This is a genomic window from Pseudomonas lini, from assembly GCF_964063345.1.
GTDB classification, from domain to species: Bacteria; Pseudomonadota; Gammaproteobacteria; order Pseudomonadales; family Pseudomonadaceae; genus Aquipseudomonas; species Aquipseudomonas lini_B.
In genome coordinates, this window is sequence record NZ_OZ061318.1 from 2,800,441 (window position 1) to 2,814,266 (window position 13,826).

The window sequence follows — 13,826 nt, forward strand, 5'->3', positions numbered from 1 at the left end:
TTGTTTTTGTAGTTCGCAGCCTGAGTCGGTGATCTAGGGTTGGCGGCTTCCCTCCTCACGCAACAGCGCCTGCAAGGTATCGAGCCGCGCACCGTCAAAGGCAATCACGGTGCCCTGCTCGAACACCCGGCGCGCCAGCCCGGTCAACACCGCACCGGGCGGCAGTTCGATCTGTAGACGTACGCCACGCTCGTAAGCGCTTTGCACCGTGCCGCGCCAATCCACCACGCGGCACATGTTGAAGACCAGGTCGTCGCGTAACGCCTCGGGATTGATAACAGGCCGTGCGCGACTGCCGCTGAGATAACCCAGCATCGGCGTTTTCAATTGCACCTTGGCGAAGGCTTCGGCCAGGATTTTTGCCGGTGCTTCCAGCAGCGGGCAGTGGGACGGCACACTGACCGCCAGACGTTTGGCCAGGCCGGCGCCACGACTTTTCGCCAACTCGGCAACCGCTTTCATCGCCCCATCGCTGCCGGCAATGACCACTTGGTTATCGGCGTTGATATTGGCCAGGTAAACCGGCGTGTCGACGCTGTGTACCTGCGCCAGCAAACCTTCCACCATCGCCAGATCCAGACCGATGATCGCGGTCATGCCATAGCCTTGAGGATAAGCCTGCTGCATCAGCTCACCGCGCAGGCTGACCAGATGCAATGCATCGCTGAAGCTCAAGGCACCCGCGACCACCGCAGCGGGATAAGCACCGATGGACAATCCAGCCACGTAATCCGCGCTCAATAACAACTGACGTGAAGCGGCAACTCCAGCGATCAGCAGGCACAGCTGAACCGCCCTCGTCGACTGCAACGCCTCGGCAGAATCGAGCAACAAAACATCTTCACCCAGCACCTCGCTTGCCTCGATCAGCGTTTCCCGAGGCAAACGATGGAGCATGCCCGGTTGCTGCGCACCCTGGCCGGGGAACACCAGCAAACTGCTCACGCTGCTTGCTCCTGCGGGTTCCAGGGATCGGTGACCAGGCACGCGACCTGAGCGTTTTTGAGCAGCACCCGATGCGACGGGCCGGCCCATTCGCGCAGGGCCACTGCGCCATTCGGCGTCTGCAATTGCAGGTCGACCAGACATTCAGCGGTGCCGAGAAGCGTCACCAACTCTTGCGCTTGAAATCGGCTCAACGGTTGCGGTGTACGCAGGATCAAATCCAGATCGCTGCGCTCATGCAACGCCGCAAAACCGCTGGCCAATTCAAACCCGGCGCTACCGCTGACACCCCACACCCAACCGCAGGCGTCGAGCATTGGTCGCAATTGCGCCAGCGCTCGCAAAGCCGGGAGATCCCGAACCGTCTCGACATGACACAGCTCTTCCGGCCTTACCCGACGCGAAATCGCCGTGATCGCCATCGACGTTGCATAACGCTGCTCACGCAAGCGTCCGCGCACGCCGACCGCGATTTGATCCGGCGCGGTCATCGCACGCCGAACCACCAACGGCTGACCCGCGCTGATCGACTCGATCACCCACGCAGGCGCATCCGCAGGCAACTGCTCCCGGGTCATCCCCCACAGCAGGTCGTGGGCCAGAAACGTGTTCACCACTGCTCTCTCAGCAGTTGGCGAACCTTGCTCGACGCGGCGCGATTGCTCGCACCCAAGCGGCCGCTCAAATCGCGACGACCTGCCTCGACATCTGCAATTGCCTGAACCAGACACTCGTTCACCCGCGCCAGATCCGCCGTCGTCGGCTGTTCGATCTGATCCACCGACAAGGTTTCCCAGAGCAAACCCAGGCTGGCAAAGCTGTCGATGTCATACGCCATCGGCGGCACGCTGGCGGCCAAGGCTTCAAGTTCTTCGACGCTGCGCAATGTCACTCGCGCCGCCGACGCCTTGCCCATCGCATGCACCATCACCCCCGGATCGCGCAACGCGATCAGCCGGTTGGCCTGATAGCCATGAGCGAGAAACGCCCCGGACATCGCCTTGCCCACCAGCAAACCGATCACTGCGTGCCCGGCCAGTCGGGCGCGGGCATAACTGTCCGCCGCACCGGCCAGGGCCTGATGAATGCCGAGGGCTTCTTCGCGCCGGCCGTAAGCCTGGCTCGGCACATCGACGATGGCGATCAAGGCGCGTTTTTGCGGCTTGTCGTTATCCGCAGCAATGACGTCATCCACCGCTTTGGCCAGGCCCCAGCCTTCCAGCAAACCGACCTCGCCATTGCGAGCGCGGACGAAGCGGTTATCGGGATCGGCCACCACTGCGATAAATCGCACGGGCTGGTCACCCATCACACCATCGGCGACTTTCAACGACGCCGGCAAACCCGCGGCCGGTTTCGCGCCGGCACTCAAGGCGTTGAACCAGTTCAAGCCTCTCAGGGAATACGAACTCATGAGCGCTCTCCTTGATACAGATCGCAAACCGTCGCCGGCTCGATTTGTGGTTCGGCGTCCAGGCTGGCCAGCCGTTGCAGAAACCATTCGGCCTGGCGGCTACGTTGCAGCGCCGGCAAACCCTGCTTGAGCAATTCGCCGACCTGCTGCTGAATCTGCGCCACGTCATCGCCGACGTAGCGATCCACCAACCCAGTGGCGAACCGTTGCTCGCCACCGGTCAGGCTCCAGATAAACGGCCGGTCGCGAGAGTCGTATTCCTCAAGCCCGGCTTCCTGTTCGATCACTTGGGGGCCGTTGAGGCCAAGGCGCGCTTCCTGAGTCACCAGCAAATAGCTGCACAACCCGGCGGCAATCGACATGCCGCCAAAGCAACCGACGCTGCCAGCGACCACGCCAACTACCGGCTGGTACTGGCGTAAATCGACAATCGCCGCATGAATATCGGCAATCGCCGCCAACCCCAGATTCGCTTCTTGCAAACGCACGCCACCGGTTTCCAGCAGCAATACAGCGCGCGTGGGAATGCCTTTACGGTTGTCCTCAGCGGCCAATTCCAGCGCACCGGCAATCTTCGCCCCGCCGACTTCACCCAGGCTGCCACCCTGAAACGCGCCTTCGATGGCCGCGATCACCACCGGCAAACCGCCGAGGCTGCCCTTGGCGATCACCACGCCGTCATCGGCTTGCGGCACCACGCCCTGGCGCGACAGCCATGGCGACATGACGCGCTGAAACGGGTCGAGCAGTTCACGAAAAGTACCCGCGTCGAGCAAGGCTTTCGCTCGTTGCCGCGCACCGAGTTCTACGAAGCTATGTTTGCTGAGAAGCGCTGCGCTGTCAGTCATGGCTGATCTCCTCGAACCCTTGTTCCAGGCGCAAACGCACCACGCCGGGAGTGGCGCCGAAATCGTGGATATCGATCGCCATCGCGGGCGGTGTCTGGCCGTCGAACATCCGCGCGAACAGATGCTGCCAGCGTTGCTCACTGCCATTGACCGAGGTTTGCACCTGGATCGTCAGCTTGCCCGCCAGCCCCGGTTCGATCAGCACTTCCAGATCGCCCGAGCCCACGCAGCCCACCAGCGCCCTGCCCCGAGGCGGCTGCCCGGCGGGGAATTCAAAGGATAAGGTTTCCATCAAAACGCTCCCTGGAAGATGCCGTCGCCCGAGTCGATACGGTCGATAAACAGGCAGGCTGCGAGCAAGTCCGCAGCGCCGCCGGGCGAGGCATTCAACGCGATTAATTGTTGGTCCAGCTCATGCAAACGACGACGACCGGCCAGGCTCGCACTGCCGCCAGCGTCGAGCACCGCTTGGGCGCCGAGTTGCATGGTGTGCAGGCCGGTTTCGCCTGCGCGGTAGAGCACGCAGGTGTCGGAGAGATGGGTCATGATCGCCAGCAAAGCATCGAGCCGAGCGTTCTGTTCGCCATGGCCGGCGGCGCGGCTGAGTTTGAGTTGCGGCAGTGCGCGTTGAATCACTGCAGGGAAACCAAGCTGTGCTTCTTCGCGTGCACCGCGAGCGCCGTAACGCTGGGAGACTTGGGCGCCATGGCTCAGAGGACGCGGCGCGTAACGGTCGTCGAGCAAGGCCAGACGTGCCGCGCGCAAGGTCACGGCGCTTGCTTTGGTATTCGTGCCCTCCAGCGCCGTTGCAGCGACCAACAGCCCTAACGCCCAGATCGCCCCACGATGAGTATTCACACCGTTGGTGGTGGCGAGCATCGTTTGCTCACCGTCACGACCAATCCGCCCGAGGGCTTCGCGCAGGGGTAAACCGACTTCGCCAAACTCGATGGCCGCTTCTGCCATTGCCTTGAACGCCGGCCACAACGACAGCGCCGAGGCGTGCATCAGGCTCAGGTGTAAATCGGTGTGCGCACCATTGCCGCGACGGTCGACCAGCGCCGGTTTCGGCGACAGATCCGCTTCGTCGATCAGCGCGTCCACGGCCAGGTCCGCCAGCCGCTCACTCAGGGTTAAAGGTTTCGGTTTCAGGTTATATGCGCGCATTACCAGCTCCTGAACTTGGCGGGTGGGTTGTAGAGGCCACCGGACCACTCCACCAGATCGGCCACGCTTTTCGCTGCGAGCAACTCGCGGGTGGCGTCGGTGCGGCGGATGCCGAGGTCTTCGGGCAAGGCGATCAGGCCTTCGCGACGCATGCGGGCGGTGTCTTTCGGGTTGTGGCGCAGGCCGATGGCGGTCACCCCGGCCACGGCAGCGATCATCGCCTGACGCTCTTCGAGGGAGCGGGCCTTGTACAAATAGGCGATGCCTTCTTCGGTCAGTAAGTGGGTGACGTCGTCGCCGTAAATCATGATCGGCGCCAGCGGCATGCCGCTTTTCTTCGCCACTTCCACCGCGTCGAGGGTTTCGACGAAGGTCGGTTTGCCGCCCTCCTGGAAGGTCTCGACCATTTGCACCACGAGTTTTTTGCCGCGTTCGAGCAGGGCTTCGGGTGCATCGTCATGACGCATGTCGAGCCAGGCCGGTGTGCCATGGCGGCGACCGCGCGGGTCGTGGCCCATGTTCGGCGCCCCCCCGAAACCGGCCAGGCGACCGCGCGTCACGGTGGAAGAATGACCGTCGCCGTCGACTTGCAGGGTCGCGCCGATAAACAGATCCACCGCGTATTGCCCGGCTAGTTGGCAGAACATCCGGTTGGAACGCAGCGAGCCGTCGCGGCCAGTGAAAAACACGTCGGGCCGAGCGGCAATGTAGTTTTCCATACCCAACTCGGTGCCGAAGCAATGCACGCTTTCGACCCAGCCGCTTTCGATGGCCGGGATCAGGGTTGGGTGAGGATTGAGCGTCCAGTTGCGGCAGATCTTGCCCTTCAAACCGAGGGATTCGCCGTAGGTCGGCAGGATCAGTTCGATGGCCGCGGTGTTGAAACCGATGCCGTGGTTGAGCGACTGAACGTTGTGTTTTTCATAGATCCCGCGGATCGCCATCATCGCCATCAACACGTGCACAGGCTTGATGTGTCGTGGGTCGCGGGTGAACAGCGGTTCGATGTAGAACGGCTTGTCGGCCACCACCACGAAATCGACCCAGGATGCGGGAATGTCGACACGGGGCAGTTCGCTGACATCGTCCACCAATTGGTTGACCTGGACGATGACGATGCCGTCGCTGAAGGCGGCCGGTTCGATCAATGCCGGGGTGTCTTCGGTGCTTGGGCCGGTGTAGATGTTGCCGGCGCGGTCGGCCATGAAACCGGCCGAGAGCACGACGTTGGGAATCAAGTCCACCACCAGCCGCGCATAGAGTTCGATGTAGGTGTGGATCGCGCCGATTTCCAGCAGGCCGTCTTCGAGCAACTGGCTGATACGCAGGCTCTGGGTGCCGGCGAAAGAGAAGTCGAGCTTGCGGGCGATACCACGCTCGAACAGGTCCAGGTGCTCGGACCGCCCGACGCTGGGCATGATCATGTGCAAGTCATGCAGCTTGCGCGGATCGGCCTTGGCCAGGGAGCGGGAAAGGAAATCCGCCTGCTTCTGGTTATTGCCCTCCAGCACCACACGGTCGCCGGGCAGAATCAACGCCTCCAGCGCCGCAACGATATTGTCGGTGGGCAGCACCACACCGTCGGCTAGATCCTTGACCAACTCCAGACGCCGCTGCTTTTCGCTGCGCCGCCGCGTCCATCGCGAGTCGGGGGATATTGTTGTTGTCATGACCACTCCACGGGTTCGCTGTCGTGGGAGTCACCTTAGGAGTGTTGGGTGGAGGGCATCAATCAAGCAGAGTGTTGGATCGTTACGGTCAGGGTAATGATCGACAGAAGACCTCTGTTGCCAGTACCGGCCTCATCGCGGGCAAGCCCGCTCCCACAGGTATTGTGTATGACTCAGGATTTGAGCACGACACGGATACTGTGGGAGCGGGCTTGCCCGCGATGAGGCCAGTACATTCCCCGCAGCTTTCGATGACGAAGATTTCGTCGCTCATGGCAGAGAGAGCAAACAACCGATAAGTCCCAAAATAGGACCGATCGGTCCCTTTTTGGGAATCTTCAACCTAATGCAGAAACCTTTGTGGCGAGGGGGCTTGCCCCCGTTCGGCTGCGCAGCAGTCGTAAAACCATTGTGTGCGGTGTTCCTGATACACCTCGGTTGCGGGTTTTTGGGCTGCTTCGCAACCCAGCGGGAGCAAGCTCCCTCGCCACAGGGGGCCGACCGCATGGGGTTTTGTGTTTAAAAGTTTGTCCGCTGGAACGGTGAGAGGCTACGCAATCTGGCGTCGCTGCCTACAGCAATGCCGGAACCCGCTGACTGGTGCGGTTTTGCGTTGATCTTTATCGTTTGTGTGTCGCTGACAACGTCAGCGACCGGGCCTGGAATCCCGAGGTGTTAACGAGGCAAAAGCGCCTTTCATAACGTATGCTTGCGCACCTTTATTGTGTGCACTCCGTTATGGCGGCTGTGCGCGGGAGACCTTTGTGTCTGCCGGGTTTTGTCCGTTTGCCCGGGTTCCAGCCTGCGTACAGCTGCCACCCCTTCGCCTGGAAACCGAATGGAGCAGCTGAAACTCAGTAAATGGAGATTCACTATGTTCAAAGCTACTCCCAACCCGCCAGAATCCGATACCGATTCCCAAGCATCCCTCGATGCAGAAAAAATGAAGGAAGCCGCCGACCGCGCCTTCTCCCATTACTTCCCGTCACCCCACGAAAAACCCGCCAAACGCCGTAAGTCCCAGCTCTTCACCGTCTGCCCCGACATCGACACCGAAGCCCTTCTGGCCAATGCCTCCGAAGACCTGCTGTCCATCAGCGCCATTGCTGCCGACCTGGCGGACGATGTGGAAGGCTCACGCCGCTCTGTCGCCTTGGCGCTCAGCCGTTTGGCAGATGGCGTGCAGTTGTTGGTGGAGCGAGTGCTGGATCATCATGAGTCGTTGCAGATGAAGGCTCAGGCCGGGGTTTAACAGTGAGGTCTTTGGTAAGTTGAAGGCCGCCTTCGCGGGCAAGCCCGCTCCCACAGTGTCCGTGTCTTGCTCAAATCCTGAGTCATCCACAATACCTGTGGGAGCGGGCTTGCCCGCGATGAGGCCGGTGAAATCACCACAATATCCGGATCAGTTGGCTAAACCAGCTGTAACAAGCAGCTCCTCCAGCGCCAACAAATCCGGCACCTTGGCCACTTGCTCCCCCACCTGCACCGCCGCCTGCTCCAGCGCACACAACGGCACATCGACATAGCTCAACTGGCTATCAAGCTTATAAGACCGCGGAATCCCCTGCACCAGCAGCGCAATGAACTTCAGCTCAGGCCGCCCGCCGAGGGCATTGAGGATGACGATCCGTGCTCGCTCACCGATCACCACTTTGTTGCCACACGCAGACTCAAAACTGAGCAACGGAATCTGTCGCTCCCGCCACGTCACCCGCCCCAGATACCACGGCGGTGTGTCGAGGTCGAAGGCGCCGGGTTGGTAATCGATGAGTTCAGCGACAGCGACATTGGGCAGGATCAGGTTGCGATCAGCCAAGGGCAATAAAAGACCAGTGAGATTGCTGGAGCGGTGTTCATGCATGGGTTTTGCTCCAGCGGGCGATGCTCTCGAGCAGCACCGATTCCTGGTATGGCTTGCCGAGGTAGTCGTTGACGCCGATGGCCATGGCGCGGTCGCGGTGTTTCTGGCCGGTACGGGAGGTGATCATGATGATCGGCAGATGCTGCAAGCGTTCGTCGGCGCGTATCTGGGTCGCCACTTCGAAGCCGTCCATGCGCGGCATTTCAATGTCCAGCAGCATCAGGTCGGGCATGTGTTCTTCGAGCAGCAGCATGGCGTCGACCCCGTCCTTGGCGGTGAGCACGTTCATGCCGTGGCGTTCCAGCAAACGGCTGGTGACCTTGCGCACGGTGACCGAATCGTCGACCACCAGCACCAGCAACGGCCGTTGCGATTCGGGCTCTACGTCCTGCGTCACAGGCCGTTTTGGCACCTGCGCTTGCATGGCTCGGATCGGCGCCAGCAAGTCGAGAATCAGCACCACCCGGCCATCGCCGAGAATCGTCGCGCCGGACAAACCCTGCACTGCGGCGAACTGCGGGCCAAGGCTTTTGACCACGATCTCCCGGGTGCCGGCCATCGCATCCACTTGCACCGCGACATGCCGCTCGTTGCACTGCACCAGCAACACTGGCAACGGCAGGCTCTGGCCCAGCAGTTTCGGGCGGGTGCTGGTTTTCAGCAGCTCGCCGAGATAGCACAACTCATAACGTTGCCCGGCGTATTCGTAGGTCGGCGGATCGAGCCGATAATGCCCTTCGAGTTCGTTGGGCAACACCCGCACGATGCCGTCGATGGTGTTCAGCGGGATCGCGTATTGATCCTCTGCGCACTGCACCATCAGCGCGCGGTTGACCGACACGGTGAACGGCAGGCGAATCCGGAAGTGCACGCCCTGCCCCGGCACAGAGTCGATGATCATGCTGCCGCCGAGCTGCCGGACTTCTTCGTGAACCACGTCCATGCCGACGCCACGTCCGGAAATCTGGGTGATTTTCTCGGCGGTGGAGAACCCCGGTTGCAGGATGAATTGCAGCACGTCGCGGTCGCTGATATCGCTTTCCGGGTGGAGTAATCCGCGCTTGATCGCCTTGCGCCGCACGGCGTCCAGCGGCACGCCGGCACCGTCGTCGCGGATGTCGAAAATGATGTCGCCGCCCTCTCGCGACAAGTCGAGGGTGATTTTGCCTTGGGCCGGTTTACCCGCCGCGATACGCACCTCGGCCGATTCCAGCCCATGGTCGACGGCGTTGCGCAGCATGTGTTCCAGCGGCGCGGCCATGCGCTCGAGAACGTTGCGGTCCATCTCGCCTTCGGCGTTGCCGACGACGAAGTCCACGTCCTTGCCCAGCTCGCTGGCGACCTGCCGAACGATGCGTTTCAAACGCGGCAGCATTCGCTCGAACGGCACCATGCGCGTACGCATCAGGCCTTCCTGCAATTCGGTGTTGATGCGGCCCTGCTGTTGCAGCAGGTTTTGCGCGTCATGATTACGCCGCTCGAGGGTTTCCTTGAGGTCGAGCAGGTCCGAAGCTGACTCGAACAGCGCCCGAGACAACTGCTGCAACTGCGAGTGACGGTCCATCTCCAGCGGGTCGAACTCTTCGTAGCCCAAGCGCTCGGCTTCGACTTGCTGACGGCTGAGAATCCGCCCCTGGGTTTCGGTATCGAGACGGCGCAATTGGTCGCGCATGCGTTCGATGGTGGTTTCCATTTCGCTCAGGGCCACCCGTGCGTCGTTGACCTGTTGTTCGATGCGCCCGCGGAAGATTGAAGTTTCCCCAGCCAGGTTGACCAGGTCGTCGAGCAACTCCGCCGAGACCTTGACCGTGTCGGTGCCTTCGGTTTGCGGTGTGGCCGGCTCGGCTTTGGGCACTGCAGGCAGCGTCACCGATGTTTCGGGCACCGTCGGATGGCTGAAATTCTTGATCGCGTCGATCAGCCGATCGGCTGGCGGCAATGGCTGACCGGCGCGAGTGGCGTCGAGCATCTGTGCCAGTCGGTCATGGCTGCGTTGCAACAACGAGAATAGCTCGACAGTGGGTTGCAGCGCGCCCGCCGACAAGCCTTCATAGAGGAATTCCAGTTCATGGGCCAGGTCGCCAATCGGCGCAATTTCCACCATCCGCGCGCCACCCTTGAGGGTGTGCAGGTCACGCAGCAGGGTTTCCACTTCCTGGCGATTCGACGGTTCGGCCTGCCAGCGCAACAGTGCCGCGCCGGAGTTTTCAATGATGTCGAAACCTTCTTCGAGGAAGATTTCCAGAAGCTCGGAATCATGGCCCGCTGAGTCATTGCTGACCGCTGGCTCGACCACCTCGGCGCTGCCGGCATTGCCCTGACGAAACTCACGAATGGCTTCGATCAACTCGCCCGGGTCACCCAACGGACGATTGTGCTGCAACTGATCAAGGAACATAGCCAGTCGGTCATGGCTCTGCTGCAGCAACTGCGCCAGCCCTTCGCTGTGGCTATAACGGCGGTCCACCAAGCCTTCGTAAAGGCTTTCCAGTTCATGGGCCAGATCGCCGACCGGCCCGATCTCGGCCATCCGCGCACCGCCCTTGAGGGTGTGCAAATCGCGCTGCAAGGACGACAGCGGCGCGGCGTTGTCCGGCTCACTCAGCCAGCGCTGCAAGGCCTGGCCGGCGCTTTCGAGGATATCCACCGCTTCTTCAAGGAAGATCGAAACGATTTCGTCGTCCACCTCCACCTGCGTCGCGGCTTGTTCCAGCTCGGCGGTGGCGCTGCCCAGTTCGCGGATGCTCAGGGTGCGGCTGCCGTCACTGCGGATCAGGCCCATGGAAGATGGATCGAGACTCTCATCGAGCAAGCCGCGCAAGGCCCGTACGCGTTCCGGTTGCGCAGTGACTTCCTGTCCGGCGGCCAGTTCGTCGAGCATGTTGATCAGCGCTTCATGGGCACTTTGCGCCTCATGGAAAAACCTGTCGCTGACCGCCAGGCTGCTTTCTTCCACCGCGCCATAAAGGTCGAGCAATGCTTCACAGAGTTCATCCACCGGATGCAGATCGGCCAGGTGCGCGCCTTCGCCGAGGGTGGTCAATTCGTCCAGTAGCGCGCTCAGTTCCTGCCGCTCGCCGGGATGCTGCTGCCAGCGCTGTAACAGGCTTTCAGCGTCCAGCAGGATGTCCATGCCTTGGGCCAGGAAGTTGTTGATCAGTTGCGGATCGCGCTTGATGCGCTGCTTCGTATCGGGCGTGCTCAACAGGCTTTGCAGACGCTCGGCCAGCAATGCCTTGGTTCGCTCGATCAGCGAGCGAGCGTCGGGGATTTCAGCCAGCGGGTCGCTCTTGAGTTGTCGCAACCCAAGGCGGAACAGCCCTTCGGCTTCCAGCAGCAATTCAACTTCGTCCAGGTCGAGGGCAATCCGGTGCGCCTTGTACTCCCGGGCCAGTTGATCCAGGGGTGCCGCCAGTTCGGCAATCGGCAACACGCCAGCCATCGAGGCGCTGCCCTTGAGCGTATGCAACGCCCGCTGCAACTCGTCGCTGGCCTGGAGCGGCACGCGTTCGCAGGCTTGGTCGAGGAAGCGATTGAGGCTGCTTAGATGGGTTTGCGCCTCGTTGCGGAAGATCTCCAGCAACAGTGGATCGAGCGCCGCGACATCCTGCGTGTCCTCGTCGGTCACCGGCTTATCACCCTTGGCGAGGGCATGGGCGCGAGCGGCCAATTGATCGACATCGTTGCGCTGGCGCTGGGCATTTGCGGCGAATTCGGCCACCAGATCCGGCAGCAGCTTCAGCGCATCGCCCACCAGTTGTTGCACCGCAGGCGAAGGGGCGACGCTGTGCTCAAGCACACGGTTGAGCAGGTTTTCCACCGCCCAGGCCAACTCAGCCAACACCAGCGCACGGACCATCCGGCCACTGCCTTTGAGGGTGTGGAAGGCGCGGCGTAATTCACTCAAGACTGATGTGTTGTCGGGGTTGGCCGACCAGCGCGGCAGATACTCCTCGAGGATTTCCAGCACCTCGTCAGTCTCTTCGAGGAAGACGTCCCGCAGTTCATCGTCCACCGGATCTTCACCGACGGGCGGCGGCAACAGGCTACCCGGCGTGATCAGCGCTGGTGGGTTGACCGACGACACAGGACTGGCCAGCACATCGGCCAGAGACTGAACGGTTTCGGGGTCGTCGAGTTCCTGCATGTCCTGCATGACCAGGGCTTCACTTGGGTTGAGCACATCCTTGAGCATCGGCACCTGCTGTTCGCTGGGGAAGAAGCCGAGTGAGGCCAGGCCTTTTTCCGCGACATCGAGCAGGTGTTCCCCCGGTGCTTCGGGGTCGTCGCCGAGGCGCTCCAGGTAATACTCAATGCTGGTGATGACGTCGGCGAGGCTGTCCAGTTGCTGCCAGCCGGGCTGGCCAGGGTCCACCAGCAGATGCTCGCGGATGAAGCCGTTGCAGGTCTCGACCAGGCTCGCCGCGCGGGCCAACGGAATCATCGCCAACGCACCGCGCACCTGGGTCAGCAACGCCGGCAAGGGTTGCAAATGCTGGCGGTCCCAGTCGGCGTCGATGTAGTCGACGATCATGTCCTTGGCCTGTTGCAGGCAAATGCGCGCTTCCTTGATCACGATCTGATGGATCTGCGTCAGATCAGTGGTCGGCAGACGGCTGTCTTCCTGGCTTTCCGGCTCCACGGTACCGACCATGCCGGCCAGGGTCGCTTCGACGTAAAGCAAGGCCCCGGCGACGTCCATGAGGGTCGCGTCGTTGGGTTCACGCTGGCCCTGAGCGAGGCTCAGCACCACCGCCAGTTGATCGATGATGACCTTGCGCGGCTGGCCGAAACCGAGCACCGCCAAGGTGTCGGCGATTTGCCGCAGGGGCGCCAGCAGGCTTTCGAGGTCCGAGGTGTGTTGGCGGTCGCTGCGCACGAACAAGTCCAGGCGCTCCTTGACCCGCACCAGCTCTTCGCACAGCGCCGACAATACCGAGCGCATGGCGTCGCGGTCAGGGCCGGCCAGCCGTGCCCGTTCTTCATCGACCATCGCGCCGTCGGGTAGCGCATCGTCTAGTGAGTAGCGATCTTTCATGGTCAGCATCTGCCCGGTGGGGTGTTCGGCCTTGGCAATATAGAACAACAAACTCTTGAGCAGCTCCGGCGGTGCCGGTTGATTGATGCCGGGCATGCCCTGTTCGAGCAAACGCTTGAGCTCTTTGTCGGCGTCCTTGAACAGACTGCGCAACGCCGGGCTGTTGGCGATAGAGCCATTGCGCATGCCCTCGACCAGTGCCGAAGCGACTTGCCATAACGGGCTCAGGGGCGCATTGCCGCACAGCGCTTCGAGGCGCGCAAAAACCCTGGCCAGATAACCGAAGTGGGTTTCGTCATCCTGCTCGCGCAACAAACCGACCAGGGCCATCTGCAACATTTGCCGCAACTTGCGCAGCACATTCGGCAAGTCGGACGGTTCCAGCAGCGCCAGGGCTTCTTGGCTCAGGGGCGGCAGCTCCAGCAGTTGCGGGCTGAACAGGCTGGTTTCCGATAACAGGCTTTCGCCACGGGCGCTGCGCAGGTCGTTGATCAAAGGCAACACGACTAAAGGCAAATCACGACGGGCGCCTTGCACCCGGTCGAGGTAAGTCGGCAATTGCCCCAGGGCTTGCAGCAACAGATGGATCGCCTCGTCGCGATGGCTGACGCGGTTCTGCTGCAAGGCGCTGGTCAACTGCTCGATCTCTTCGGCGAGCAGGGCCGCGCCGTAAAACTCGACCATCTGCAAACTACCGTGAACCTGATGGACACAGGCCAGACACTCACCCAGCGTGTGCGTCGCCTGCGGGTCGTCGATCAGGGTTTCGATCGCCTGATGAGCCTGTTTCAGCGTTTCGGCAATCTCGCCTTTGACCCACTCGAGGGCCACATAGTCGTGCCGATCACCCATAACTACTCCAATCAAATGCATACGCCCTGAG

10 protein-coding genes are annotated in these 13,826 nt (G+C 61.7%); 1 reads left to right on the forward strand and 9 read right to left on the reverse strand.

Features of this window, described 5'->3' with window-relative positions:
- Window positions 1-33 precede the first annotated feature (33 nt).
- Genes mdcH through mdcA form a run of 7 tightly spaced genes read right to left on the reverse strand, consistent with a single transcriptional unit; the run spans window position 34 to window position 6,044 of the window.
- Complete coding sequence (gene mdcH / locus AB3226_RS12675) at window positions 34-945, reverse strand: malonate decarboxylase subunit epsilon (RefSeq protein ID WP_367373296.1); 912 nt, start codon at window positions 943-945, stop codon at window positions 34-36.
- Entirely contained in the window at window positions 942-1,562 is a 621-nt protein-coding gene (locus AB3226_RS12680) for a malonate decarboxylase holo-ACP synthase (RefSeq protein WP_367373297.1), read from the reverse strand. The genes mdcH and AB3226_RS12680 overlap by 4 nt, the downstream gene beginning before the upstream one ends.
- On the reverse strand, window positions 1,556-2,359 hold the full coding sequence (gene mdcE / locus AB3226_RS12685) for a biotin-independent malonate decarboxylase subunit gamma (protein WP_367373298.1): 804 nt from the start codon (window positions 2,357-2,359) through the stop codon (window positions 1,556-1,558). The genes AB3226_RS12680 and mdcE overlap by 7 nt, the downstream gene beginning before the upstream one ends.
- On the reverse strand, window positions 2,356-3,207 hold the full coding sequence (locus tag AB3226_RS12690; RefSeq protein WP_367373299.1) for a biotin-independent malonate decarboxylase subunit beta: 852 nt from the start codon (window positions 3,205-3,207) through the stop codon (window positions 2,356-2,358). The genes mdcE and AB3226_RS12690 overlap by 4 nt, the downstream gene beginning before the upstream one ends.
- A complete protein-coding gene (locus AB3226_RS12695; protein WP_007897982.1) occupies window positions 3,200-3,499 on the reverse strand; it encodes a malonate decarboxylase subunit delta in 300 nt (99 codons plus the stop codon). The genes AB3226_RS12690 and AB3226_RS12695 overlap by 8 nt, the downstream gene beginning before the upstream one ends.
- Complete coding sequence (locus AB3226_RS12700) at window positions 3,499-4,374, reverse strand: triphosphoribosyl-dephospho-CoA synthase (protein ID WP_367373300.1); 876 nt, start codon at window positions 4,372-4,374, stop codon at window positions 3,499-3,501. The genes AB3226_RS12695 and AB3226_RS12700 overlap by 1 nt, the downstream gene beginning before the upstream one ends.
- A complete protein-coding gene (gene mdcA, locus AB3226_RS12705) occupies window positions 4,374-6,044 on the reverse strand; it encodes a malonate decarboxylase subunit alpha (protein ID WP_367373301.1) in 1,671 nt (556 codons plus the stop codon). The genes AB3226_RS12700 and mdcA overlap by 1 nt, the downstream gene beginning before the upstream one ends.
- Before the next feature lie 874 nt (window positions 6,045-6,918).
- On the opposite strand from mdcA, the gene AB3226_RS12710 reads away from it, so the two are divergent.
- Window positions 6,919-7,296, forward strand: coding sequence for a DUF6124 family protein (locus AB3226_RS12710; protein WP_123719679.1), 378 nt, complete (start codon window positions 6,919-6,921; stop codon window positions 7,294-7,296).
- 150 nt (window positions 7,297-7,446) lie between these two features.
- Here the strand turns inward: AB3226_RS12710 and AB3226_RS12715 are convergent, their stop codons facing one another.
- Both AB3226_RS12715 and AB3226_RS12720 read right to left on the reverse strand, forming a co-directional pair.
- Entirely contained in the window at window positions 7,447-7,905 is a 459-nt protein-coding gene (locus AB3226_RS12715) for a chemotaxis protein CheW (RefSeq protein WP_367373302.1), read from the reverse strand.
- Window positions 7,898-13,795 carry an Hpt domain-containing protein gene (locus AB3226_RS12720; RefSeq protein ID WP_367373303.1) on the reverse strand — a complete coding sequence of 1,966 codons (5,898 nt, stop codon included), beginning with the start codon at window positions 13,793-13,795 and terminating at the stop codon, window positions 7,898-7,900. The genes AB3226_RS12715 and AB3226_RS12720 overlap by 8 nt, the downstream gene beginning before the upstream one ends.
- Window positions 13,796-13,826 lie beyond the last annotated feature (31 nt).